Origin of the sequence: Acinetobacter sp. YH12131, assembly GCF_013418635.1 — a bacterium.
GTDB classification, from domain to species: domain Bacteria; phylum Pseudomonadota; class Gammaproteobacteria; order Pseudomonadales; family Moraxellaceae; genus Acinetobacter; species Acinetobacter towneri.
In genome coordinates this window covers 514,734-541,085 of the sequence record NZ_VPBQ01000001.1, presented here as the reverse complement: position 1 = coordinate 541,085, position 26,352 = coordinate 514,734, and the positions used below count along the sequence as shown (strand labels likewise).

Annotated in this window: 21 protein-coding genes and 3 pseudogenes; 2 read left to right on the top strand and 22 right to left on the bottom strand. The window is 41.7% G+C overall.

Annotation, left to right across the window (positions count from 1 at the left end; all coding sequences use genetic code 11):
- Positions 1-44 precede the first annotated feature (44 nt).
- From FTU66_RS02595 to FTU66_RS02510, 18 genes are all read right to left on the bottom strand, one after another.
- Positions 45-1,277 carry a beta-ketoacyl-ACP synthase gene (locus FTU66_RS02595; protein ID WP_127799697.1) on the bottom strand — a complete coding sequence of 411 codons (1,233 nt, stop codon included), beginning with the start codon at positions 1,275-1,277 and terminating at the stop codon, positions 45-47.
- The gene (locus FTU66_RS02590; RefSeq protein ID WP_005090831.1) at positions 1,277-2,002 is read right to left on the bottom strand and encodes a 3-ketoacyl-ACP reductase FabG2; all 726 of its coding nucleotides are present in this window, start codon (positions 2,000-2,002) and stop codon (positions 1,277-1,279) included. The genes FTU66_RS02595 and FTU66_RS02590 overlap by 1 nt, the downstream gene beginning before the upstream one ends.
- Positions 1,999-2,436 (bottom strand): hypothetical protein, encoded by a 438-nt coding sequence (locus tag FTU66_RS02585; RefSeq protein ID WP_005090833.1) that lies wholly within the window; start codon positions 2,434-2,436, stop codon positions 1,999-2,001. The genes FTU66_RS02590 and FTU66_RS02585 overlap by 4 nt, the downstream gene beginning before the upstream one ends.
- Positions 2,433-3,629 carry a beta-ketoacyl-[acyl-carrier-protein] synthase family protein gene (locus tag FTU66_RS02580; RefSeq protein ID WP_104221728.1) on the bottom strand — a complete coding sequence of 399 codons (1,197 nt, stop codon included), beginning with the start codon at positions 3,627-3,629 and terminating at the stop codon, positions 2,433-2,435. The genes FTU66_RS02585 and FTU66_RS02580 overlap by 4 nt, the downstream gene beginning before the upstream one ends.
- Positions 3,622-4,179 carry a DUF3261 domain-containing protein gene (locus FTU66_RS02575; RefSeq protein ID WP_114392602.1) on the bottom strand — a complete coding sequence of 186 codons (558 nt, stop codon included), beginning with the start codon at positions 4,177-4,179 and terminating at the stop codon, positions 3,622-3,624. The genes FTU66_RS02580 and FTU66_RS02575 overlap by 8 nt, the downstream gene beginning before the upstream one ends.
- The gene (locus FTU66_RS02570) at positions 4,169-5,470 is read right to left on the bottom strand and encodes an NAD(P)/FAD-dependent oxidoreductase (protein ID WP_178319151.1); all 1,302 of its coding nucleotides are present in this window, start codon (positions 5,468-5,470) and stop codon (positions 4,169-4,171) included. The genes FTU66_RS02575 and FTU66_RS02570 overlap by 11 nt, the downstream gene beginning before the upstream one ends.
- A gap of 18 nt (positions 5,471-5,488) precedes the next feature.
- On the bottom strand, positions 5,489-7,813 hold the full coding sequence (locus tag FTU66_RS02565) for an MMPL family transporter (RefSeq protein WP_180112240.1): 2,325 nt from the start codon (positions 7,811-7,813) through the stop codon (positions 5,489-5,491).
- A complete protein-coding gene (locus FTU66_RS02560; RefSeq protein ID WP_234115011.1) occupies positions 7,788-8,375 on the bottom strand; it encodes an outer membrane lipoprotein carrier protein LolA in 588 nt (195 codons plus the stop codon). The genes FTU66_RS02565 and FTU66_RS02560 overlap by 26 nt, the downstream gene beginning before the upstream one ends.
- Positions 8,376-8,436: 61 nt before the next feature.
- The gene (locus FTU66_RS02555) at positions 8,437-8,856 is read right to left on the bottom strand and encodes a thioesterase family protein (protein ID WP_005090845.1); all 420 of its coding nucleotides are present in this window, start codon (positions 8,854-8,856) and stop codon (positions 8,437-8,439) included.
- 9 nt (positions 8,857-8,865) lie between these two features.
- Entirely contained in the window at positions 8,866-10,398 is a 1,533-nt protein-coding gene (gene hutH / locus FTU66_RS02550) for a histidine ammonia-lyase (RefSeq protein ID WP_178319148.1), read from the bottom strand.
- Between the two features lie 5 nt (positions 10,399-10,403).
- Positions 10,404-11,318, bottom strand: a complete 915-nt coding sequence (locus FTU66_RS02545) for an acyltransferase (protein WP_127799709.1) — start codon at positions 11,316-11,318, stop codon at positions 10,404-10,406.
- Positions 11,319-11,335: 17 nt separating this feature from the next.
- Positions 11,336-12,070, bottom strand: coding sequence for a glycosyltransferase family 2 protein (locus tag FTU66_RS02540; RefSeq protein WP_070153995.1), 735 nt, complete (start codon positions 12,068-12,070; stop codon positions 11,336-11,338).
- A 13-nt stretch (positions 12,071-12,083) separates the two neighbouring features.
- On the bottom strand, positions 12,084-13,745 hold the full coding sequence (locus FTU66_RS02535) for an AMP-binding protein (protein ID WP_131261655.1): 1,662 nt from the start codon (positions 13,743-13,745) through the stop codon (positions 12,084-12,086).
- Positions 13,746-13,823: 78 nt separating this feature from the next.
- Positions 13,824-14,378, bottom strand: a complete 555-nt coding sequence (locus FTU66_RS02530) for a septation protein IspZ (protein WP_005090850.1) — start codon at positions 14,376-14,378, stop codon at positions 13,824-13,826.
- Positions 14,375-14,623 (bottom strand): acyl carrier protein, encoded by a 249-nt coding sequence (locus FTU66_RS02525; protein WP_005090852.1) that lies wholly within the window; start codon positions 14,621-14,623, stop codon positions 14,375-14,377. The genes FTU66_RS02530 and FTU66_RS02525 overlap by 4 nt, the downstream gene beginning before the upstream one ends.
- Before the next feature lie 9 nt (positions 14,624-14,632).
- Entirely contained in the window at positions 14,633-14,893 is a 261-nt protein-coding gene (locus FTU66_RS02520; protein ID WP_005090854.1) for a phosphopantetheine-binding protein, read from the bottom strand.
- A complete protein-coding gene (locus FTU66_RS02515; protein ID WP_151730684.1) occupies positions 14,886-15,689 on the bottom strand; it encodes a 1-acyl-sn-glycerol-3-phosphate acyltransferase in 804 nt (267 codons plus the stop codon). Before FTU66_RS02515 ends, FTU66_RS02520 begins: the two co-directional genes overlap by 8 nt.
- Positions 15,683-16,303, bottom strand: coding sequence for a beta-ketoacyl synthase chain length factor (locus FTU66_RS02510; RefSeq protein WP_151730686.1), 621 nt, complete (start codon positions 16,301-16,303; stop codon positions 15,683-15,685). Before FTU66_RS02510 ends, FTU66_RS02515 begins: the two co-directional genes overlap by 7 nt.
- Positions 16,304-16,508: 205 nt before the next feature.
- Here FTU66_RS02510 and FTU66_RS02505 point away from each other — a divergent pair.
- Positions 16,509-17,372: pseudogene (locus tag FTU66_RS02505) on the top strand (IS3 family transposase); the annotation flags it as partial.
- Here FTU66_RS02505 and FTU66_RS02500 read toward each other — a convergent pair.
- Both FTU66_RS02500 and FTU66_RS02495 read right to left on the bottom strand, forming a co-directional pair.
- Positions 17,371-17,753: pseudogene (locus FTU66_RS02500) on the bottom strand (transposase); the annotation flags it as partial. The pseudogenes FTU66_RS02505 and FTU66_RS02500 overlap by 2 nt on opposite strands.
- A gap of 163 nt (positions 17,754-17,916) precedes the next feature.
- On the bottom strand, positions 17,917-18,582 hold the full coding sequence (locus tag FTU66_RS02495) for a flagellar biosynthesis protein (protein ID WP_070153988.1): 666 nt from the start codon (positions 18,580-18,582) through the stop codon (positions 17,917-17,919).
- 326 nt (positions 18,583-18,908) lie between these two features.
- Here FTU66_RS02495 and FTU66_RS02490 point away from each other — a divergent pair.
- Positions 18,909-19,184 (top strand): annotated as a pseudogene (locus FTU66_RS02490) (integrase core domain-containing protein); the annotation flags it as partial.
- Positions 19,185-19,429: 245 nt separating this feature from the next.
- On the opposite strand, the gene FTU66_RS02485 reads toward FTU66_RS02490, so the two are convergent.
- The gene (locus tag FTU66_RS02485; RefSeq protein WP_178319146.1) at positions 19,430-19,915 is read right to left on the bottom strand and encodes a hypothetical protein; all 486 of its coding nucleotides are present in this window, start codon (positions 19,913-19,915) and stop codon (positions 19,430-19,432) included.
- A gap of 143 nt (positions 19,916-20,058) precedes the next feature.
- Entirely contained in the window at positions 20,059-26,352 is a 6,294-nt protein-coding gene (locus FTU66_RS02480) for a DEAD/DEAH box helicase (RefSeq protein WP_178319145.1), read from the bottom strand.

The window sequence follows — 26,352 nt, the reverse complement described above, 5'->3', positions numbered from 1 at the left end:
AAGATATATAGTGTTTTTTTAAACCCCATTTTTTACCCTCTGTTTCAGTTATGGTCTATATTATTTTTGAAAATTAATGATGTATTAATGCCACCAAAGGCAAAATTATTCGTCATAATAATTTTTGCTGACATCGGGCGAATATCACCACAAATATAATCTAATTCCGCACACGCAGGGTCAATGTTATCTAAGTTTAAAGTTGGCACGAATTGATTACGTTGCATCATTTCAATGCTGAGCCATGCTTCAATTGCACCACATGCACCTAAAGTATGACCAAAATAGCTTTTTAATGAACTGATTGGCTTTTGACCCAATATACGCACAGTTGCTTGTGATTCAGCAATATCACCCTGATCAGTCGAAGTGCCATGTGCATTAACATAATCAATATCCGCAGCAGTAAGCTGTGCATCTTTCAGTGCCAATTGCATACAGCGTCCCATCATCTCAGAATCAGGTCGCGTCACATGCTGACCATCAGTATTGCTACCATAACCGATGATCTCAGCATAAATAGTCGCTCCACGTGCTTGAGCATGTTCATATTCTTCTAAAATCAAACAGCCTGCACCTTCACCAACAACCAAACCATCCCGATTTGCATCAAAGGGACGCGGAGTTTTCTCTGGATGATCATTTTGAACGCTGGTCGCTAACAGTACATCAAACACAGCTGAACCCGCAGCGCTGAGCTCTTCTGCTCCACCTGCAATCATCACAGTTTGCTTGCCGTATTTAATCGCTTCATAAGCTTGTCCAATGGCCATCGAACCGGAAGTACACGCACTTGAGGTCGGCAGCGTTAAACCTTTTAGCCCAAAATACACCGTCATATTGACCGCGCTGGTATGTGACATCATACGAATGTAGGTCGTGGCATTGAGTTGACTCATATTATGCTCAAGCAACATGGTACCAAACTCACGCACAGCATCCACACTGCCCGCAGAAGAACCAAAAGCCACGCCTGCATCGCCACTTCTTAAGATATCAGCATGGAGTAAACCTGCGTCTTCCAATGCTTTTTCAGCACATACCGTGGACATTAAGGCAACACGCCCCATACCACGAGTAACTTTACGGTTAAAATGCTTCGGTACAGTAAATGACTCAACTGGACCAGCTAATTTACTACGTAAATCAGGATAGATCTCCCAATCGGGCATATAGCGAATGCCACTTTTACCGAGTGTAAACTGCTCAAAAATTTGCTCTGCGGTTTCACCCAAAGAAGTAATCCCAGACATGCCTGTTACAACAACACGTTTCATTAGATCAGGCCTCCATTAATTGAAAGCACTTGGCGGGTGATATAACTGGCATCATCACTACATAAAAACTTTACCGCTTTAGCGACTTCTTCCACCTGCCCCATACGTTGCATCGGAATCATTTTCAAGGCATGTTCTTTGACTTCCTCTGTGACCATTTCGGTTTCTATCAAGCCCGGAGCCACACAGTTCACCGTAATTTTGCGTTTTGCCAACTCTAGTGCCAATGCTTTGGTCGCACCAATTAAGCCTGCTTTGGCAGCACTATAATTGACCTGACCACGGTTCCCCATAATTCCAGACACTGAAGATAATGTCACAATACGTCCACCCTTTTTCAAGCGGATCATTGGCATCATCAATGGTTTCAACACATTATAAAAACCGTTCAGAGAGGTCGAGACCACGTCATCCCAGTCTTCATCAGTCAGTGCGGGGAAAGCACCATCACGGGTTAATCCTGCATTCAGCACTGCACCGTAAAAAGGGCCATGCTGTGCTATATCTTGCTCTAAAATAGCGGCAATTTTTTCACGCTCATTCACATCGAACATCAGTACATGACTGGCCTGTCCAAGCGCTTGAATTTCCTGAGCCACCGCTTCGGCCTCAGACTGTCTTGAACGGGCATGGACCGTGACATCAAAGCCTGCCTTTGCCAACTCCAAAGCAATCGCTTTACCTATCCCACGACTCGAACCCGTGACTAAAATTCTTCTGTTCACACTAATTTTCCGATGATTTCATTCATATTTTCAGGCTCAAATACGCTCAACATGGCGCTGAACCGATGTTCTTGATATTCAATTTCACAATGAAACTGCCCCAAACCCTCGTGCAGATAACTTTGTTCTACTCGAATCCGCACGGTTGTGCCCAAACTAAAATAGGCACAAGGCAACTGCATTTTACGCGTTCCCAATAAAAAGCCAATTTTCGGTGGCAAGCCCTGAGTTTTTCCTTTATAACCGGCATAGACGCTAATGGTCTGCGCCATCAACTCAATGCTGCTCCAGGTGGGCAAGCCTTCTGGCTCACAAAACATCAAATCAGGTGTGATGTGAAGTTCTGCAATAGCAAATTCATCATTGGCTTCAATCAAATGGCTCACGAAAACCATCGGTTTTGCATGTGGAATAAACTGTACTGCATCCATCATGGTAAAGCCTTCCCAAAAATTAAACTGATATTACTGCCACCAAAAGCAAAAGAATTACTCATCGCATAGCGAATCGGTGCAGCTAAATGCGGTGTAAGCACATAGTTTTGCCCAGCCAAAGCATCGTCCAATTCACCTGCATGATGTAGCGGTAACCAGGATTGATCTAATAAAACCTGTTGGCAAATAAAAGCTTCGATTGCACCCGCGGCCCCTAGACAATGTCCTGTTTTATGTTTGGTGCTGCTTACGGCCACAACTGTATCTGAGAAAACGGTCTGTACCGCTTTAATTTCCATCGCATCATTTTGCGGTGTAGAAGTCCCATGTAAGTTCAAATATCCAATATCGCCTGCTTCAAGCTGTGCTGCGTCTAAAGCTTTTTGCATCGCCTCCGCAGCCCCTATTCCTTCTGGATGCGGTGCTGAAATATGCCATGCATCCATTGACTCGCCACTCGACAACAACATCACGGGGGCAGGCGCATTGGACAGTAAAAACAATCCTGCCGCTTCACCAATATTAATGCCGTCACGGTTGGCTCCACAGGGCTGACAAATTCCGTTCGATAAGCTTTCTAAACTATCAAAACCATTTAAGGTTAGCTTGCATAAGGTGTCAACTCCACCTACTAAGACAGCATCAGCCAGATCTGCATTCAGCAGACGTTGCCCCGCCGCCAGTGCTTTAGCTGCCGAGGAGCAAGCGGTAGAAATGGTATAGGCTGGCCCTTCCCAGCCCAAATACTGTTGTAAGGCTTCCGCTAAACTGCCCATTTCTTGTTTTTGGTGCTGTACAGACTGCGGTACAGACTGTTGAAACTGGACTTTTAAGACAGACTCATTATCCGCGATGCCTGAGGTTGAAGTACCGACAATCACAGCAAGACGTTGTTTAGCAAACTGTGCTGTATAAGCATGAATTTCAGTTTCAATTTGCGCCAGAGCCGTCAGCGCAAAGCGTAGATTCCGTGAGTCTACACCGTTCAAGCTTTCAGGCACTGTTTGAACTAAGGTTTGATCACATGCGCCGACCCAGACCGAACGCCCCGCAATCAGATCTCCTCGTTGCGATAGGGTATTTTCAGGGTTGGTCAAGGCATGTTGAAGCTCAGCGGCATTTTGTCCCAAAGCCGACAGCGCCGCACTGAACTGAATACCCACGGCTGAAACATGCTGTAGATTTTTAGTCATGATGGTCACCTTGATCATCTTCTAAAGTATTGCTCACCGTGCTGATCATCATTTGATAAGGCACTTGCAAATTATCCAGTTTAATTGCTCCTTCATTTTGCTGAATTTTCAACACGGGTTGCTGCTGTATATAAATGGTATCGTCTTTCTGGACGACCGCATTTTGAGCTGTATGTAAGGCAGCAAAATTTGGATATGTGGCATAGAGAATATCACGCACTACATAATCAAAAGGTAATCTTTTCATTGGATCAATGCGCTGTTCAGCTTCGACCTTTTGACCATCAAAACTGAGCTTAAACAACTGCTGTCCTGTGAGGCTAAGCGCTAACATATCAAGCGACTGCCCCCGTTGTTGCTGATACAGTAAAAAGCTGAAACTCTGGGTTTTCCACTGTACTTCGATTTGATCTTGACGTTGATAATTTTGCGCAACCCACTGTGGGGTCGCGAGCCCCTGCGCCTTGGGAATCAAGCTTTGGCAGGCATTACAAAGCAGAGCACTGGCTAAAACCCAACTGACAGTTTTAAAACGCAGCTCAAGTTTCATCAGTTAGCGACTCTTTTTGCGGTTGTTCTTCTCGGCAATATTCGGCCAAAGTGCTCAAGCGTTGCTTGGCATTACGATGGATCGGGTTGCTTGCATCCCACGCATAACCTGCTAGCAAGGAAGCAATCATACGGCGGATTTTTTCATCCTGTTGAGTCGAAAATACCACATCCTGAAACTCACCTGAATACCATGATTCGACATAGGCACGGAACACTTGAATGCCTTTACGTAGCGGTTTTTCATATTGCTCCATCCAGTCTACCTTCTGACCTTGCAACACTTGCTCGACCAATGGCACAGCTAGACTAGACGATTTTAAGGCAATAGTTACCCCTGAAGAAAAGACAGGATCGAGGAACTCACCGGCATTGCCCAGTAACGCGTAGTTTTCAGATGCCAAATGTTTAACATCGGCAGAGTAGCCCACCAAAGTACGTACAGGAGTATCATGCTTAGCGTGGCGCAATAAATGCGACAAACTGACATCATCGGCCAAAATACGTTTTTGCAAGGCTTCTAAATCATAATCTGCACTGCCGTCATATCCATATCTTTCAAAGAAATCTTGCTCCGCAACGACGCCAAATGAAGACCGCCCGTCGGCAAAAGGAATTAGCCAATACCACGCACGATGGTCTTTTTCATGCACGGTAATTAAGATTTTCTCACGGTCAAACTCAGGGTCATCCAACAAACCATCTTCAATATGGGTAAAGACCGCACGGCGTACTGGAAAGTCCGATGGACTTTCTAAGTCGAGAAACTTCGGCAAAATTCGGCCAAAACCACTGGCATCCAATAGAAATTTGCCTTGAATTTGGTAGTTGTTGCCTTGCTCACCTTTCACCGTCAAAATCGGTTGTGTAGATGCCACATCGACCGCCAAAACTTCATGACCAAAACGGATATCTGCGCCCATTTTTTCGGCTTGCTGTGCCAAAAGCTGGTCAAAGTTGGCACGTCTTACCTGCCATGTAGTGCCTGGACCTTCGCTAAACTTTTGAGTAAAGTCATAAAAACTGCGCTGCGTACCTCTTAAAAAAGCCGCGCCATTTTTAAACTGAAAGGCATATTCATCGGCATGTGCGCGAACGGTCTCCAACAAACCCGCTTCTTCCAAAAACACCATACACTGCGGCAATAAAGATTCACCAATGGAAAACCTCGGAAAATATTGCTTTTCGATGACCGTGACGTGGTAACCTTTTTGACGCAGCAAAGCTGCAGCCGAGCTGCCTGATGGTCCCGCCCCAATAATTAAAACATCTGTCTGTTGCATGGTGCTCATTGCACTGTACCCTTTGACTCAGCTCTTTGGCTGATATTGTTGAACCACCACATGTTTCGCATCGGAGGATGTAAAAATTGTGGCATAAATAAATGAAAAAATAACGCCCAGCAACACTGTTAGGCCAAAACTGTGAATGGCATAAGTATGACTAAAGGACAGCAAACCAAAACCAAAGAACGTCGACATCATGCACAGAAACAAAGCCATACCCACCACTTGTGGATGATCATGTCCATGGCGGTAGAAAATAGCATAATCCACCCCAATTCCAATGATCAGGAAGGTACCCATAATGCTGAATAAATTAATCTCGACACCCAGCCATGCTTGAATCGCAAACGTGGTCATTAAGGCCATGCTGACAGGCAACACCAAAGGCAGAATGGATTTTTTGCCATACAGTGCCCCTAAGCCAATGGCTAAAATCAGCAAAGCGCTGAGTAATAGCCACTGTGCCTGCTCACGGTGTTGTTTAAACAATTCAGACAGTTGATGAACGGGGCGTAACAGTTGTACATCCGCATTTTCAAGCTGTTGCACGGCTTTGACGTCATGCACATTTTGCAGCATCACCAAACGTTGTGTCGGACTCATCTGCAAAAAATGCAGAGGATGATCTTTAAAGACCGCTTCGGTCAATAACGGTTGGTCTTTTAAATGCGCTTGCCAGTTTAAAATATCCGCTGCGTTGAGCTGCAACGCTTGCGCATATTCCACTAAAGCCGGCTGAGGAATCGCCTGTAACATTTCAACATTCTTTTTTTGCTGCTCAAGCGATGGAATCCACTGCCCTAAAGCTTGAACAGCATCCAACTTGCCAGCCTGTTGCAAGGACGCAAGCTCTGCCAGTAGTTGCTGTTCGCGCTGCTCCAACTCTGCTGAGCTTCTGCCCCGTACCACAAAGTATTCGCTGCTTTGCTGCTGCATAAAACGAGAACGATTATATTGATCTTCCTGCTTTAAAGTGGCATCCATACTTTGTAAATTACGGATGTCATCATTGCTTTTCAGCAAGGTGAGACTACTACCCGTCACCAGTACAATCAATGCAATCATGCCATAACGTAGCTTGTTGTGGCTCTGCACATAACTACGCGCTTTGCCAATAAAGCCCAGTGCACGTATCGCAGGTTCCGCATTCAGCGCAGGCAAACGTGGCAGCAATAAAATACTGGTCACCCATGCGGCACTCAGTCCAACCATAGAAAAGACTGCAATCTGTTTAAAGCCCGGAAATGGGGTAAAACTAAGCACCACATAGGCCAATAGCGTGGTCATTAACCCCACAAATAGACTCGGCAATAACGGCTTTAGAACAGTAAATCCATCGATCTGTCGGTGCTGAGACTGCATGGCCATGAAGTAAAATGAAAAATCGACACAGACCCCAATCAGACTGGCCCCAAAGACCAGTGTCATCAGGTGAATTTCGCCAAAAACCCAATAGGTCACAGCAAAGGCCACCAAGCTGCCTGTGCCGACTGCAACCATTTCCGTCAGCATGGGTCGTATCGAACGGAAGCCAAACCAGACTAGAAGCAAAATCCCGATGGTCGAACCCACTCCAATGGTGGAAATTTCCTCTTTGGCAGAGTTAGTGCCGAACTGTGCAAACAGCAGCGTACCTGTCCAGTGCGGTTTGACCTGCAACTGGTTGAGTTGCTGATTGATATTTTGGATAAATGCAGCGGTCTGCTCTTGGTAGGCAATGTTATAGGGGCTATTATTGAGCTGAAGTACCATCAGGCGCGAGATGCCCTGCTCATCACGAATCGTGGCAAAGCCCTGCTCTAAATTGATATCGGCATTGCTTTGTAAAGCACCTAACCCCACTGCATAGCGCGGAAACAACAGCAAAGGATCTTGCTTGAGCATTTCAGCCGTGATTGGCATGCCCGGACTCATCAGTTGTAATAAGCCCTGCTCTGTCAGTGCGGTATGATCCTGCCCTTGCAAAATCTGCTGATCTGACTTGGATAATAGCCCTGCTTTGTGCTGATACAGTGCTTGGGCAAATTGATCGGGGTCAAGCTGTGGACGAACAGGTAAAAACAGTTGACTTTGATTAGCTTGGGTTTTAAGTGCTCGTGTTGCCTGTTCTAATTGCTGATCCGTTTTGGCATCCAACACCACAAAAACTTTATCATTTAACTGCTGACTCACATATTGCTGTGCTTGTTCCAGATGAGCATCTTGATGAGCCTCAGGCAGCAAAGCAAAGATATTGGTTTCAATCTTAATGCCTTTATTCAGCCAAGCCGCGCCCAGTGCCAAAGCAATGACACACAGCACCAACAACCACAGAGCGCTAAATTTATTTTGCCAATTGGAAAAGCGCATTTTCCGCAGCCGTTAAAGTTTGAGGTTGAGCCGTTTGCTGGCTAAAACGAATGATGGTGCGGTTATTGGCTTGTTCCAAAATGGTAATACGGTCCACATAACGCTGACCTTGCGCATCGACTTGGACAAAAAGCTTTTTAAATAGACTGCTTTTCGGCGTTAAGCTGACATTCCACTGCGTTGGGCTATAGTTGGCGGACACCACATTAAAGTTCTTAGCGAGTGCTGCTTCGTTACCCGACATAAATTGTAAAAACATCGTTGCAACAGAGCCATATGGAGTTTTGTCGACTTCAATTTGACTGGAAGTACGCTGCGTCTTTTGTATCAACTTACGCGGTGTCACCACCAAATCGGCTTTGACTGGACTTTGAATTTGCCACAGCACGCCTTGGTTTTTGCTGAACAGCACCGTGCCTTTAGACACATAAGTTTTATTCAGAGCTGCCAGTTTTTTCTGCTGCTCAAATTGGGCACGCACCACAGGCGTTACGCCAAGCTGAGCAAATACCTGCTTCAATTCAGTATTTTGTGCATTCGCTGTGGGAGCAAGCAAAGTCATCACACTGGCTGTACACGCAACTAAAATCATCTTAGAGAATTTGTATCGAATCATGCTTGCATTACTCCGCCTTAAACTCAGGCCATGCATTTAAACAATCCAACAACACCTGTGGGGATTGAAAACACATTTCACGTTTTTCAATATGAACTGCCACTTGCGAAGTAAAGCCCTTGGTCAACTTTCTACCCGAGACCGCATCAAAAATCAGATATTCAATTTTCAAGCGATTTTCCCACTCTTTTAAAACAGCGCGCACACGAATTTTCTGTTCAAATTCGATGCCTTGCACATAGCGCACATAGCTTTCAATGACAGGCCATGCATAGCCCGAGTCGCGCATTTGGTTATAGTTATAGTGAAATTGATCTAACAGTTTGCAACGTGCAATTTCAAAATATTTTAAATAATGCCCATGCCACACCACATGCATGGTGTCGACGTCATGAAAAGGCACTTCAATAATTACATCAGCATACATGCTCATTTCCTATAAATATTGAACAGCAATGCTGTCTAACAGTTCTAAATGATCAAAACGATTGACCAGCGTTTGAAGCTCTTGTTGCAAAGGACGATCTTCCGCTACGTAGGTGAAGCTCTGAAGCACCCAGTGTTGAAATGCTCTTAAAACAGGGCTGAGTTCTGTATCTACACCTTTAAGTTTAACTGCTTGAACTGCTGCACAACTGAGTGCTGCAATCACTTGTTCGGTCAGAGTAATGACACGGCTAGCATCACGTGCGGCAATGGTGCCCATACTGACTTTGTCTTGATTATGACATTCGGTTGAACGTGAGAAAATCGACGCAGCGAGTGTCTGTTTCAAGGCTTCTGCCGTCCATGCCGAAACCCCGATTTGCACTGCTTTAAAGCCATGATTCAACGGTAACCGCTCAGGACTTGAACCAGTTAAATTACGCGGTAAACCATTGTTCATTTTATAGTCCACCAACTGCGCCAACTGACGATCCATCAAGTCAGCAATATTCGCGATCATAATTTTCAGGCTGTCCATGGCTTGGGCAATATGTCCGCCATAGAAATGTCCACCATGCAGTACCCGCAGGTTCACTGGGTCAATCAAAGGGTTGTCGTTACTTGAATTCAGCTCATTTTCAATAAACTGACGCAGCCAGACTTTAGAATCTTCAAATACCCCAATCACATGCGGCGCACAGCGCAATGAATAACGGTCTTGCAGACGTGAACTTTGGTGTTCGGTTTGTACTTCACTGTTTAACCAGTCGCGTAACTGCGCTGCAATATGTTGCTGTCCTGGATGTGGTTTCTGCGCAAATAGGACTTCATCAAAATGGCTTGGATTCCCTTCTAAAGCCAAGACATTCAGGGCAGTAATCAAAGTACTGGCAAAAGAAATCTGTTCGGCCTTTTTATAATTCAGGCAGGCAATCGCGGTCATAACCGCTGTACCATTCATCAGGGCTAAGCCTTCTTTAGGACGCATCACCAAAGGCTGTATACCTTTTTCGGCATACACTTGTGCAATCGGCACAATCTGGTCTTGATAGTACACATCACGCTCACCGACCAAGGCCCCAGCGATATAAGACAAAGGGGTCAAGTCACCACTGGCACCGACCGAACCCTCCGATGGAATCACCGGAATCACATCTTCATTCAGCATCCAGACCAACCGCTGCAACAAGGTATGCGAGACACCCGAATAGCCGCGTGCCAAAGAACATAAACGGACCACCACGACAGCACGTGCGGTAATTAAGTCTAAGTTTTGCCCCATGCCGCAGCCATGAAAACGCGACAAATGCAGCGGCAGCTCATGCACTTGGTGGGCTGGAATTTCAATCAAGCACGAGTCTCCATAACCCGTGGTCACGCCATAAATGACGCCTTCGTCTTGCAACAGCTGATCGAGGAAATCTGCACCGCGTTGAATTAATGCTGTCCATTCAGCAGAGTTAGGCAATACCACCTGTTTTTCTTTACGCGCTACAGCCAAAACATCTTCAATACTGAGCGGAGTTTCCCCAACAATTAACACAAGACTTATCCTTTATTCCAAAAATTATAAAAATTAAACCATTGATAGGGCGCTCGTATGCAATGCTGTTCCAACAGTTGCACATACTGTCTTGTGGTCTGTTGCATGGCCTGTAAACGCTCTTTACGCGGCCAGTTCAACTGCTCCGCCACTTGATGAATATGCACTTCAAAATGTGTATCAACTCGATAGCAAAACACTGCCAACACAGGAGCTTTCAATAAGCTAGCCAAGATCCAAGCGCCTTGCGGCCACAGCGCTTGCTCTCCTAAAAAAGCAACCGATTGTACACGATCTGACTGCACGGGTACGCGGTCTGCTGCCACAATCACCCATTCACCTTGATCCAACTTATCCTGTAAAATCATTGCTGTTTCAATTCCCAACTCATCCACCGAAACCAAATTAACATCGGCATGTTCATTCAGTTTTTTTAAAAATGCATTGAACTTGGTAGCATGTTTTTGATAAACCAACACATTAATTTTCTGCGGATGCTCTGCTTTGACGGCGCGCAGCAATTCAATATTGCCAAAGTGTGACACCACTATCACCACACCTTTTTGATAGTGCGAACGAAAGTGCGCATGACCATGCAGCTTTAAGTTCTGCTCAGGAATGTGCCCGAGCCAGCCCTCAATTTTATCTAAAATACATTCACCAAATTGCATCAAATGCGTATAGCTGTGCCAAAGCTGCGGCTCAGCCTGAAACGGCGACTGCGCACCTGCAAAATGATGCAATTTTTTTAAGTACAACAGTGAAGCCTGACGCGCAGTATTGGAAAAGAGCCAGTACCATAAAATCACAAAGTATAAGATGACTCGGCACAGCCAACGCCCACCCAAACGGTAGAAACCCAGCATCAGCATTAGCGGTAACATCCCGCCCCGTTCTTTCACGGCGCTCCATTTCTGCATATATTTCTCTGACCGCCTTAACCTTTGACTTTCTGATAAATCAGTTTGGGGAACCGCAGCAGCATGCCACCCAACAAGCGGCTGTGCGCGCGCGCCATGCCCAAATTGTCACGCCACACATCAAAATGTGAAATACCACCTTCAGGATAAATCACATGCGTGGGCAGATTAATAAACGGCACATTGTCCCATTTCAAACGCACTAAAATTTCCGAGTCAAAGCCCATCCGCGGTTGAAACTTGGCAGTGTTTAGAATGTTCACTGTCTGCGCTAGAGGATAGACACGAAAGCCACACATGCTGTCTTTAATCTCAAAAGACAGACTGTTAATCCACACCCAAATATGCGTTGCATAACGGCCATAGAGACGTTTTTTGGGAACAGTCGCATCAAAGATCGGCTGACCAATAATCATGGCTTCGGGGTGCTGGATAGAGGTGTCTAAAAAGCGTTGCACATCCTGCCAGTCATGTTGTCCATCGGCATCGAGTTGCAAGGCATGGCTATAACCGCATTGAAAGGCATGCTTGAGCCCCGTGATCACCGCCTGCCCTTTCCCTTGATTGTGGGTATGTTCAACCAAATCGACCCTTGGATAGTCCTGCGTAAGCTGATGTAATACCGCCGTACAATCGGCATCACTGCCATCATTCACCATAATGATGGGTAACTCAAAAGCGCTTAAATGTGACAGTAACGCAGCCAAATAATGTGGATGGTTATACACAGGAATCACAAAGCAGTGTTTCATTTTTTCTCTCGGCTTAAACGTCTGAAGGGATAGCAAACAGCAAACGTCCTGATGCCAATATTTTGTCATGATTTTTCAGCTCAAAACTGACCTTATGCGCTTTACGGCTGAGCACCAGTTCCACCGTATGATAGGGTTGGATCAGTCCTTGAAATTTTAATTGCTCAAAACCATTGCACCACAGTAAATCCACCCAATTTTGTTTGGCAAAATGCTGGATAAAACCAATTTGCCCTACGCCCGGATAAATCGGAAAGTTCGGAAAATGCCCTTTAAAGCATTCCAGCTCAGGCACAAACTCCAAAGCATAACTGATCTGCATATCCTGAGACTGCTGTGTCAATACCACAGGCAAGGTCATCGGCAGAAAGAGTGATTTTAAATACTGTTTATTCAGCTTCGATTGTGCATTTTGTGGCATTTGCGTTAAGAACCGCCACTGCCGCGGAATCGCGATACTTTCCAGCTTCTGTTGTAATTGTTTTTTCAGCTGTGCGGTAAAGGCAGCTTTGCCCTTTTCGATAAGCAGCACCCTTGCATCCACTGTCAGCACCGCTACCACCGCCAAAATCTGACGCTGTTCTTTTTCATGAATTAAAACATGGCACTGCTGTATTTCTGCCAACTCAGCGATTTTCACTTCAATCGCATCGAGACTTAACCGCTTTTCTTCGAGTTTGACAATACGGTCCAAACGCCCCAATAGTTGGAATGGACTTTTGGGATTATTTGCATCCACGACCTGCACTTTATCTCCAGTCAAAATCCAATCCATGCTAAAGGCATGATTGGTTTTAACGGCTAACTCTTGTTGCTCGGCGCAGTTAATTTCGACATTGGCAAAGGGAGTCCATAGCGCATCATCTGCCTGACGGTGAGCAATCCCGCCTGTTTCAGAACTACCAAACACTTCGGTAATGGGACGGTTCAGCAAAGGACGCACGCCTGCATCCAACTTTCCACCAGAGGAATAGACCCGATGGCAGTCTTGCAACACTACATCTGTGGTCCAGCGCTTCAACAATGCAGGACTTGAAATGAGGTAATTGGGCAGTTGCAAATGGGCAATTTTCTTTTGAAGATCAACCACATCTTCAGGGAAAGCCAATTGTTTCTGATAGAAACTGCGTCCACTGGCTAAAGGCCACAACAACTTAAACAGCAAACCATAAATATGTTGATGGCTCACCGTAGCAATCGCGATCGCCTGCTCAGGCAAATCAAAACTGGCTTCTAAACCACAGACTTCATTGAACAATTGTTGCAAGGTGCGCGGAATCTTTTTCGGCTGCCCTGTTGAGCCCGAAGTATAAAAATACAGCTGTGCCTGATTGAGAAAGGTAGCATCAAATTGAAGCTCAAAAGTTGGCGTGGCTGTCGACGGCAAACGTTGTAAAAAATAAATCTGCTGTTCAGCCAATTCTTTTTCTAAGTCACTGACCCGATGCGGCGGCAACAGCACTTGCTTACCTGCTTGTAAGGCTGCAAACAACAATACTAAAAACTCATAACTGTCTTCTTGCCAAAGCGCCCATACTGGCTGTTCCAACTGCTGAATTTGCGTAGCCTGTAAAGCTACATCCAACCAAAAAGTGTGAAAGGAAACAAAACTTGAGTCCGCATGAATACACAAGGGACGCGATGAATGGAGATGGTGTTGAAAATGACAAGACATAAAATTTGTTTTTAAAAACCGTATTTCTAATCGCTATAGTTCGAGACCACTGTTTCAGCTGCCCTGACGGAAATGCTGTTATTTCTGTGCCTGATGCAGTCGTTGCTGGCGTTTACGCAACACAAATTCACCCAGCAATAATCCACCCATCAAGACATAAGAGATCAAGCCGTTATACATCACCCAAATTTTCATCGGTGCAAAGAAAACAGTGATCAGGGCAATGACCGCATTGATGCAAAAAAAACCACACCAAACTTTGGTCACTTGACGGGTCCATTCGACTCCTTCTTCTGGCAGATTAGGCTCTGCCAAACGTGCAAAACGCTCAATCATTGAAGGCGGTCGAATCAAGGTGCTGGCAAAAATAAACAGCGCCCCAAGACTCATAAAGACAGGATAGAGTTTAAGCCACGCATGATCTTTTAAAATCAAACTCAGCCCGCCACATAAAATGGCAAAACCTGTCAATGGCCACAGCAGGGCATTGCCCTTACTCAAGAGACGTAAAATGCCCAGTACAATCAATACCGCACTGACCCAGACATACTGTCCATGTGCCAAAGCATAAGCGACAAAAAAAGGATAGAGGATCAAACCGATCCCTGCTACCCCTTTTAAGATGTTGTTCATGCAACTGACATATTCTGAATCACGACCACCACATCTTGAATGGTGCGCACATTTTTAAAATCTTCAGGGTTGACTTGTTTGCCTGTCAACTCTTTAATTTTTACCACCAAATCAATGGCATCAATACTGTCAACATCGAGGTCTGAAGCTAGGTTTGACTCTAATTGCACATCTTCAGGCGCAATTTCAAACAACTCTTCCATCCATTCACGTAATTTTTCTAACACGGTTTCTTGTGCAAGCATAGCAACCTCTTATGCTGTTTTCTGTGCTTCAACCAAAGCCACTAAGCTTTGAATTGATTTAAAATGTTCTTTGGTTTCTGCAGACTCTGCATTCAAATGAATGCCATAACGTTTTTTCAATGCCAAGCCTAATTCAAGGGCATCAATCGAGTCCAAACCTAGACCATCGCCAAACAAAGGCGCGTCTGTATCAATGTCTTCAATACTGATGTCTTCAAGGGCAAGGACATCAATAATCATTTGCTTTAATTCATCAGCAAGATTAGTCATTTAGGGATAACTCTTGGTTAAAAAACCATTGTAATTGTTGATTTAATTGACGTACATTTTTTGGATTAACCGTTACGTCATCCAATACGTCTTCCACTTGGATCGCATCCAAGACTTTTACATGGATATGAAAAGGCTGTTCTGGAATGTGATACCATTTTTCGTTTTTGGTGAGTGTCGAGGGCGTACAGCTAATTAGCACAGGCCGAATCGGTACCCCTGCCCTTAGTGCAATATTGGCTGCGCCGCGCTGAAACACGTTCAACTGCTCACCTTTTGCTGTTCTTGTTCCCTCAGGAAAGATCAACAAGGACGCGGCATGATCCTGCTGCAATTTGTGTACACAGTCCTGAATAAATTGTTCAGAACCCGCATTTAAAATATATCCCGCACTTTGCACAGGACCTTTGGTAAATGGATTTGACCACAGTGCCTGCTTAACAACACAGTTTGCTTCCTCCATTAAACCAATTAAAACCACCACGTCAATCAGTGTCGGATGGTTAGCAATCACCAGCTCTTGTTGGCTGTGCTGTAGCTTATCTAGACCTTCAACCGTATAGGTCATAATGCCCAGTTTTACCATCATCTCCGTAAAACCTTTGAAACTGTGCTTAATGACTTTTTGAGTGCGCTGTTTGCGAACTTCTGGGTCTTGTGAACTCAACTTGACGATTGGTGCAATCAAACCACCAATCGCCACGCCGCCTAAGCCAAAGCTGGCAAAGCTAAACCCTGTCGCTCCAACGCGCCATGCATAGTTTGCTTTTTGCTTGATGCGATTTAATTTCAGCATTTCATCCACGCTTCAGATTCAGTTTGCTCAGGATTAGTCCAAAACGTGTTAAATGCTAAAGCTTGCTGATAGGCTGGCGTTGCATTCGTATGCTTTGGCGTCAGTATCAAATTTGCAGGCGCTAATGAAATCATCGCTGCCATCGCAAAAGCAGAAAATGGTTGATGCTCGATATACATTTCTGGCAAGGCTTCATCGTAATACACCAGCAAAACATGACCGGCTTCAGGTATTGTTTTTAGCCACGCATAGGCTTCAATCAACCCATCATTCCACGAACCCGCCAAACTGGTCGCAGGGGTCGCATCCTGACATAAAATGGAATAAAGCCCGGAAATTGCATTATGCACCGAGGTTGAAAACTGCGTTGGTGAAGGCGTTTGCTCGCTTAATACATCTTCTAAGATATTTAGTGTTTTTGATTCATCGCCATATTGCGACACCCACACAATATAATCGACTTTGTGTGTATTTAAAGTCTGTATTGCACTATTCATAGCCAGCTTTGCTAGGCGCGATAAGCGCCGGCGTTGCATCGCAGGAATGTGTTGTATAGCTGATAACACTTGATCAATCGAACTTAGATTTAAGTGGGACACGTGGAGTTGCATCATCATGATCAGTAATTAAAAAATTGACAATTATCAGGTGTGTAATTATAACACCGAGTTAAATTTTTCACAAAAAATAACAAAACCATGTTGTTTTCAAAAATAAAACTGTGAAATCCATTCAATTATCAATTGCTGTATGCTGAAAAAACAGGAGGTTTTAACTTGGTAAACTATACATACTCATCAGGAGTTTACCATGAGCTAGAAACACAAGACGTATACGGTAGAACTTAAATCTGAAGCCATCAAAGCATTAGAAGCCAATCAAGGCAATGTATCCGAAACAGTTAGAGAACTCGGCATTTCCATGCAGACCCTTTCGCATTGGAACAATAAGGCAAAGGCAGGGACTTTAGCTGGTACTAAACAGTATTCACCTGACCTAAACGCTTTGCTCGAAGAAAATAAGCAACTTAAACAAACAGCTTAAATCCGCTGAAATGGAACGTAAATTTCTAAAAAAGGCAGCAGCGTACTTTGCCAAAGTACGTCAGTAAGGTACGCCTATATGAAATCGCAAAAACACTGATTGCCGATTATTTTGATGGCACGATTACTTCATGTATTAGTTTCACACTTTTATAATTGGCTAAAACGAGGTGTGAATAAACGATTAGTTCAGCGAAATCAACAAACAAATTTGGTCAAAATAGCGCACAAATAAACGAAACAGAGCTATGACTATATTCGCTTAACCAAGCATTTACAGGCTCAGGTCGTAAAAATTAGTACATATGCAGTATGTCAGATAAAAAAGTTAAATCAGCTGCATTGTAAGTACCACAAACGTTTCAAAAGAACGACGAACAGTGACCATAACTGAGCGATCTATCCAAATTTGCTTGAGCAACAATTCTCAATGATTAAACCAAACCAAGCGTGATTGAGTGATATTACGTATATATGGACGACTGAAGGCTTGTTGTACTTAATAGTTGTAAAAGACGTTTACACGAAACAAGTGGTTGGCTACAGCTTAAATGAGCGTATGACAGCCAAGCTTGTTTGTGATGCATCGAATATGGCTATTCACAATCAAAAACCAGCTAAGGACCTCATTGTACATTCACAAACTTCATGCCTGTAGAGTCTACGAGTAGATGAAGCCCATCACTGTTTTTCTGATAACTAATTGCAATATCAATATGCTTTTGTCTTCTACAAAGCATACTGTAATCTGGTGCTGTCCAATCCAATCCGCAAAGTTTAATTAAGTTTTGAACAAAGCCAGTAACCCTGTGTAAAGTGAGTCTAAATAGAGATTTGATCATCAAATACATTGAATCGCTATGTCGGAGTAAGTTTTACTTAGACCTTATTTGCCTTGCGGTTCTGCATGCCATTGTGTTTTTGGATCGAACCAAATGTCAATATTCCCACGATTAAAGAGTGCTTGGTTATATGCTGACCAATTGGTTGTGCGGTAGATTTTGTATGTAAGCTTCTTCATTTGAAAATTATATTGCTGAAAAAGCCTTTACAGATAGGTTTGTGCAACAAAGCCTATGTGAAGTTGAATGTAGACTGGGAAATCTAACAGATAGATAAAATGATAAAGCTCTTCTAAAAGAGCTTTATTCTAAGAGTCTATAATTTGGATCTAAAATGATTTATTAGGGGGTAACTTTAGGCAAAGATAAAATTAATTTAGCTTCATAGTCATTCAAAACATTATCAATATTTTCAATCCATTTTGTACCATTGGCTACCTGTGCTGATCTAACAACTTTGCTGTAAACGTGAATAGGTTCAGCTGGCGATTTCTTCGTATTGAAGATATCGGTATCAATTTCAGAATGGATTTTAATAGATGCAAATCCTGGCTGGAACCAAGACCAGAATTTATTAATTTTAATATTCAAAACTAGGTCTGCATTCGCCCGATTGGCAGCATTATCTTCAAGAACTTCATAGCCTGATTTCTTAAGTGCTAGAGTTGTACGTTTCTTTAATAATTCAGAAACCGTTTCTTTCTCTAAAAGAATATCACCTAAAGCTTTTCCATAACCGTTACGCTTTCGAGCTACAGCTTTTGCTTTTTCTTCAGCCGTAGCCTTTGCTAAACCACCTTTTAAAGATGGGATATCAGCAGTTGGTGGTTTATCTTGAAAAGACCTTTCATCTTCAACAAGTGCAATAATCACTTTTTTAGAATTACTGGCCTCTTGTGTAGAAACTTGATTAGAGGTTGGAACTTGGATAAGTCCACGAGATGTTGCACATCCTGAAAGTGTAGTGATTAACAACCCAAAAGTTAGTATAAGAAAAAAATGTTTCACAAAAATCCCTCAATATTTATATAGTTAGGTAAAACTTCATAAATATAAAGAAATAGCGCAAAGATTGAAAGATAATTATTCGTATTAGTGGGAAAGTGTTTAAGTTTTGAACCGTACCGGGTTTTTCGGAGACTTTTTTATTTAAGTTAGGCCACCTGACCTAACGGGTTAATCTTATCATAGTACATCGAGCACCATATCTGTATTCATCCGTGTAGATACTTTCCATCCAATAATTGCTCGTAAGAACACATCAAGCTAACAAAGGAAAGCCACCTCTAATGGCTGCTTAACCTCTACTTTTAACTTCGGTTATTTATGGGAGGATTACCGAAGCAGCAAATTTACGAGCATCAGTCGGTACGACCGGTGATTCATACGATAATGCTTTGGCTGAAACAGTGAATGGCTTATACAAAACAGAGGTGATTGAATATTTAAAAGCAGATTGGCAAGGTTTAGCGGATGTACAACTTGCGACATTAAATTGGGTAGATTGGTTCAATAAAGAGCGTGTACATAGTGCACTAGGTTATGTGCCACCTTTTGATTTTGAAGCAATGTACTATGATAAAATTAATCCGTTAGGTCAGGTGGCCTAACTTAAATAAAAAGTCTCCGACAAACCCGGTACGGTTCACTTGCACAGACTAAAAGTCTTAGGTCTATTACAAACTCTACAATTTGCATATAGTGGAAGCTAATCACTACAACCTCCAAGATACAAGGTCTATTATTTGTGAACGATGATCTATAAGCTAATTAAAGGGTAAATTAATTACACATAATTAAGCAGCGGCAGTCATCAGAATAATGAAATGGGCAATTGTTTTGATCGCTAGCCAAATCATATTACCCTTGAGTTACAACTTTTCCATTCCTTAGCCAATTTAACCCAAGCTTTATTTTCTTTTGACCAGATACGTCTACATAATTCGGTAAGATCATCAAATTGCCGATCTACAGCTCTTGAAACCCCATATTCCCAATGTCCTTCATAAACCCGTGCTTTGGCTAACTCGAATATTCGATCTGCCAAAGCAACATGTTCTTCCACAAATTGTTGTTCTATGATTTCATCATGTGCAAATTTTTGCAAACACGCTTCAGATTGTATGATTAAATCTTCTGTTTCCCCAATCCATAAGGCAAAGCATCGATCTGCGCTTAAACAATCAATAAGTTGTTTAAAGTTTTCAAGTTTCGTCTTAAATGCAAGATTCGCTTTTATTAATGATTCGAGGTATATGAATCGCTCTTCAAATGCATAAGGGTCAATATTTAATGTATCTAAGTAATCTTTAGATTTACGGTGTAGGCCAATTGGTCTCATTTTCCCTCTCATTTTCTGTATATACGACACAGTTAATTGAAATTATTTATTTCACATCTATGGAAATGCTATTCAATTTGAATAGCCAATCTAAAGTAATAAACCATCACTTGTATTTTTAATCGTAAACTTTTCACACATTATTATATTGAAACAGCTACAACTAAATCACCTTCTCTCTTTTTGACATAAATGTTCGTTGGATTCTGCTCACCATTTTTAACAACTAAAAACTTCTGTAAATCTGTAAGTCCATTCGCAACACTTATAAAGTCCTTTTGGGCATTAAAATAGACATTTCGTTGTGACAATTTATGACTCTCAAATAATCTCCAATAGCCAAGCCCCTGATCGAGCTGAATATCAAATATAGTCCCCGACTCAAAAGTTATAGTTAAATTTCGCTTGTGATACAGAGCCTTACCATTATCATAGGTCATTAAATCTATTTCTTTTTGGGATATATCTAAATTATCAGTTAATAGTTTTTCAAAAACCTTCTCAAATTGTTTCACACTATGGTAATCATGATGAAGGATCGTTGGTAAATCTTTTGTCTCATCATCAGAAATAACTGTCTTAATCTTCAACTGACCAATATTTCCAACTTGATCCTCAAGCCCCTTTAACCAACTAACAATTAACAACATATTGCTAGCTGACTTGATATAACGATCTGAATACTCAATACTTTTTATAGTTTCATTCTGGCAAATTTCTCCGAACTCACTAGTACTTTCAGCAACCAAATTCCAGAACTTACGACCAAAGCTACATAAATCAACATTCAATTGATCAAGAAGATCTAATCCCACAATCGAGCTTTGATTTTTTTCCACTAAAGTTGGTAATGTTATGACTTTCTCACTCAGTAACTTATAAGTTTCACTAACTCCAACTATGGCATTTGTATTCAACCACTCTTCATTTGGTATACGACTATTCATATCAGGACTAACAACTGTAACAATACGATCTGTCAAATATAGTTGTGCCACAATAGATTGATGAATATTGTCACCTTCAACAAATTGTACATTAAAGTGTGTTTGTAAAAATTTCAGCTCAGCCAAATATGCTTTAGAATCTATGATAGTTTGTGGTACAGAAATATCGATTTCTAAACTTGTATCCTCTGCCCATCTAGCAATTGTTTTTTTAACACTAGGAGATAACAACTCCCAACTATCAGATTCTCCACCCCAATTCAAAATTAGTTTCTTAGCACCTAATGATACATGGTGTTCAATGCATTCTTTCAAGCTATATGGCCAATATTGTGCACCAGAGAAGAATGACAATTCTTCAGTAGAAATAAAGTTTTTATAGTTTGCACCTAACCACTTTTTAGCATCATGACGATTTAACAAACTGTAATGATGTCGTGACTGTGAATCCAAAAGACAATGAGCACAAACAGACTCACAATATTTCGGACATTCAAGCTCATCGACCATACTAGATAATAACGACTCAATGTGACGAGGGGCTGAACTCGCAAATCCTGCTCCACCACTAATGACGTCATACACCTGAATAGCTGTAATCTGATGATTACCATCTAATAATATTGGACGCTTACCATATCCCAATTCATTAGCTGATATACCTAACTTTTTCGCTAATGCTTTTCTGAAAGCCACAGCCAAAGTAAATGCTATACTTTCATTTTCTTTACTATCTGTAAGATATTCATTACGTTCAGGGTGATGTAACACCAATTCAAAGATATCTGTAGTCATATAGCTACCTAGATGTAAATCTTTGATTAAACGCTCACTGCCTTCACAGAACTTTCTTTGCCCATTTTCTCGATCATGTTTAGATGGTTTTAATGGATAATGTTTCTGCTCTGGTGAAAGAGACAATGGAAATTTTTCCTTTTCCTTTTGGGATTCTGCTCGACCACATTCAAGGCACACAGCATAACCATGCCCATATAAACCTGAACTATAATTAAATACATGCCCCGATGTATCGGCAACCATAAATCCTAAGGCACTATTCGGCAAACTTAATCTTGCCCCCTTACCAGCAATCCAAGGGGTTTGGACAGGTATGAAGGTTTGTGTTGTTACATCGTTACTAGGTTCTTCATAAAAATCATGAACGAAACCAGTTGGCTGCAGAACTTTACGTTGCTCATTTATGCGAATTTTTTCACCGCAACTTGGATTATCACAGTAAACATTATTAATATCGACTGCACTATCTGTATTAAATCCATTTTGACCGCAATGTACACAGCGCCATGCCAAATCAAATTTCTGTGCTTCTTTTGCATCAGAACTATGAATATTATGCCAAGCTAATGATATCCCTTTGGATTTAAAAACCCTTCCGTCCAATACAATTTCTGAACCCGGCGCATATTCTCGAATAGCGACAGCTAAATTTCGACTTGGCATATCACGTAATAAAGACACATTATCTTCTCTAGACTTTCGTTGCTTTTCAGCATCTCTATCTTGCTTTTGACGTATGTAGTCAATGACATTGGTCGTTTCAAATGATGCAATATCAGTTGGGAAGCCATACCCTGGTAGAAAGCATTTAGCAGCAAGTTCTCTTAATAAATATTCATCACAGAGTCTACGCATTTCAATATTTAATCTATAAGCGTAAGCACTACCTTTCACTGCTTCACTTATCTGTATTTCAAGACGCTTGTATTCCTTTAACCATTGATCACGCATTTCAGATATTTTTTGGACAGTGTTACCTAAAATGCTTTCAATCGAATCAAAAGACAAATCAGTACCTTTAATTAATTTTTCTAGCGCATAAGAACATGTATAAATATTGGCTTTTAACCAATTAATGAATCGATTGCAAACAGAAATATCTTCGTCACCATTTGCTAAATAAAACCACTTCAAATTTAATTTAGTTTTTTCAGCATCTGTATTTCCAATCTCATTTTTTAAAAAGAATGAGAGATACATGGAATTGACATGCCTTTGGATCAATCTCTTGGAGTTTAAAGCGACATAAGGTGCCGGGATACTAGTTTCAAAAGCCCATTTAGGGTTATGAAATACTTGTTGATCATGTGGATTCGACTTACAGATTGTGTAAGAAAGTGCTCTTGATTCTTTACTACGACCCGCACGACCCGCACGTTGTAGATAATTTGCAGGATGCGGTGGTACGTTATTCATCACCACTGCTGAAATACCGCCGATATCAACCCCCATTTCCATGGTGGTTGAACAGTTCATTACATTAACTTCACCTGTTTTAAATCGCTTTTCGTAGTCTTGTAATCGGTCACTTGCTTGCTGTGCTGAATGTTCTGCAACTCGATAGTACATACCACCTTCAACAATTCGATCACAAAGATCATTCCACAAATTTAAAGAGCGTAGCTCCTTAATTGTCTCATCATTAGTAATTAAGTCACGGATGTATTGAACGTTGTCATGATGGTCTTTATTGGAACTAAACACTTTCAAATTCGGCATTTTAATCTTTTGACAAATGAAAGCCTCTTTACTTTTTGGAATACCCATCGGTAGATATGGGGTAATATCTTTGAATGTAGTATCCATTAATCTATGTGTAACTGGGCAAATGAACGCTTGCTCATTCAAAGAAAATTTGAACTTTTGTGGTCTAATGAAAAATTGACCATTATCATTTTCTAAAATAGCCGTATCTTGAGTTAAAACTTTCCAAGCACATTTTAACCATTCATCGGCGATATCTATATCTATTGGAGCATTTAAATCTAATTGTGCGCCTAAAGCTAATAACTTCACCAAACGATTATTCTTTCGCTTAGATGCCAAAGGCCATTGTTTACTAAATTTATCTTCTGTAAATTTTGAATCGGGTCCAAACAATCGTTTAGTAACAATTTTCCTCCCCATCCAATTTGAAATACTTCTATCTATATGAATGTAGTAATACTCTCGCACATAGAAATCTAGAACGACTTTTAAAAAGTCCTTCCAATCTTGTAAGTTAAGGCCTTTTGATTCCCAATATAAAGGAACACTTGTAACTTTTTCTAATCCACTATAACCAACTTTTACCAACCCCAACGTTTCAGTACTATTTCGATTACGTGGACGTCGACTAAATTCACTCAACAATAACATTGAGATCAATCTATGTGGTCCTTCAGTTTGATCTCCAAATACTTCCGGAGAGTAATACTTCATCGCATTCAGTATTGAAAAGTTAAAATCGGATAAAGCTGTAAGCTTCTCGATCATCTCTTTCCATGAAATCGAACTTTCGTCTGAGCTGTCTAATTTCAATAGCTCCTGTTGAAGCAATGTCAAAATCATCTTCTTCTTTGGATCATGTTTTATTTGTTCAATTTCCCCCTCAATTTCCTCTCGAGACATCTCTCCACCCGATAAATCAGGTAGGTTTTTTAACATTTCCACCACAGCCCCCCTTAATCTTGAACGCTGTGCTTCCTGTTGCATCTGTACAGACATTCTTGCGGTGCCTTGGCGACTATCCGTAAATGTAATTAAACGACGTCCAAATGAAGGTAAGCTTTGAGGCGAAATGTTCGTAACACCATTTTCTTCTAACTCTTTAATCGTAATATCTGGACAAAACTCTAAAATTGTCGGCACTGCTTTAGTAACATAGAACGGAGCGCCAAGAATACTTCTATTTACAGGTAAATAACCCTCTTGTGTTACTGATCCACAGTTATGGCATTCATTTGATGTGGCAAATAGATTAAAGTCTTCTTCCCCTGGAAATTTTTCAATGCCCTTTTTATCAAGGCTCAGCATCTCCCCATGACCGTTAACAGTGAGCAATAATGAACTGTAATCGAGTAATTTATTCGAGTTAGCCTTAAGATCGCCCTCATCAAGCTCATCCTCATCTGTTAGAAGAGAAAATTCATCAATTTTAGCCTCTCCAACTTGTTTCAATTGGCGCCCATGCATGGAATCAACCAATTGTCCCAATAAATGTGGCGAATTGCATTCTTTACAAAAAGTAAGTTCTAGTATTGGTGATTTACATTTGCATTCTTGTTCACACGTTGCATATACATTACCGTATGGCCATTTTTTTAATGCTGTACCCTCTTTTTGATCACAATGAGGATTAATACAACTCCACAAGCCATGCGTAATTCTTTGCAAGAAGTGAGCTCGTACTTTTAGGAAAGCCTCTTCTTTTTCTTGCGCTTTTGTATTTGTTAGTAAGTCAATCCAAGCAATAATTTCGACTTGATCCACTGAAATAGCATAGTCGGCATTTAATTTTTCTTTAATTTCCAAAGATGTTAATGGCTTATAACTTTCTGTACCTTGTTGAACAATGATTTCCCGAATTGCTCGTGCTGTTTGATTCGATTCTAATGCTTCAAAACGTTTAGCACTAACTTCTAAATCACTCTCAATTTCAGATAATTCTTTTAAACTGAGTTTATTGTGATTCGTTTCAAGTTTTAATTGTGGGACTGCACGCCGGCCACCTATCACTTCGATTTGACTTTCCTCAATACCAGCCAACTGAGATAAATAGGTCTTTAATTGTTGTTCTGCATTACTGTCAGCAATGGTTGCAGAAGTTGCGACAAATCTTACATCTTTGGCCTCAACACCAAAGGCCTCTAAAACACGTCGTAACTGCAAGGCAAGCTCTGCTGCCTGTGATCCAACATAGCTATGAGCTTCATCTAAAACAATCCAACGCAGGCTTTTCTTTGCTCTAGATTTTTCAATAATCGGTGCATCAATTTGACGCACCATGATATATTCCAACATCGTCCCGTTGGTCACCAAAATTGGTGCAGGGCTTTTCCTCATCAATTCTCGTGTTAAGACTTGATAAGGACGCTCCTTTTGCAATGTTCTTTTTGAACTCTCTGATTCAGGTGTATTACCGTTATACAAACAGTATCGTAACTTCCCACCGAAGTGCTGAGTCCAAGCACTTAAGCGCTCCTCCTGAGAATTAATCAACGCATTAAGCGGATATAAGAATAGAGCATGCACACCTTCCAACGGCGCATTGATATTTTCGCTTAATTCAAATAAATCATTCAGAATTGGTACCATAAAACATTCTGTTTTACCTGAACCTGTACCAGATGTGACAACAATTGATTTTTTATCCGCTAATAAGTTTTTCCAACTTTTTAGTTGATGTTCAAAAGGCTTAAATTCTGCCCCAAAGCGATAGCGACCATTACTCTGCGAATCCAAAGCACTTACAACTGACTTCGCTAATAATTTTCCACTCAACTCTGACATCGTCACCGGTGATTGTTTCCAAGCAAAAGTATGCTCAAAAACAGGTGGAGCTAAAAATGAAAATTTTCTTCCCGGAAGCTGAGACATTTGTTCAGCAAGGTGTTCTCTTAACTCAGGATCGTTGATCCCTAATACGCTTAACGTTGATTCTTTTGTACGCTGACATGCTTGCTCTAATAAATCGGAATAATAAGGTTGCAT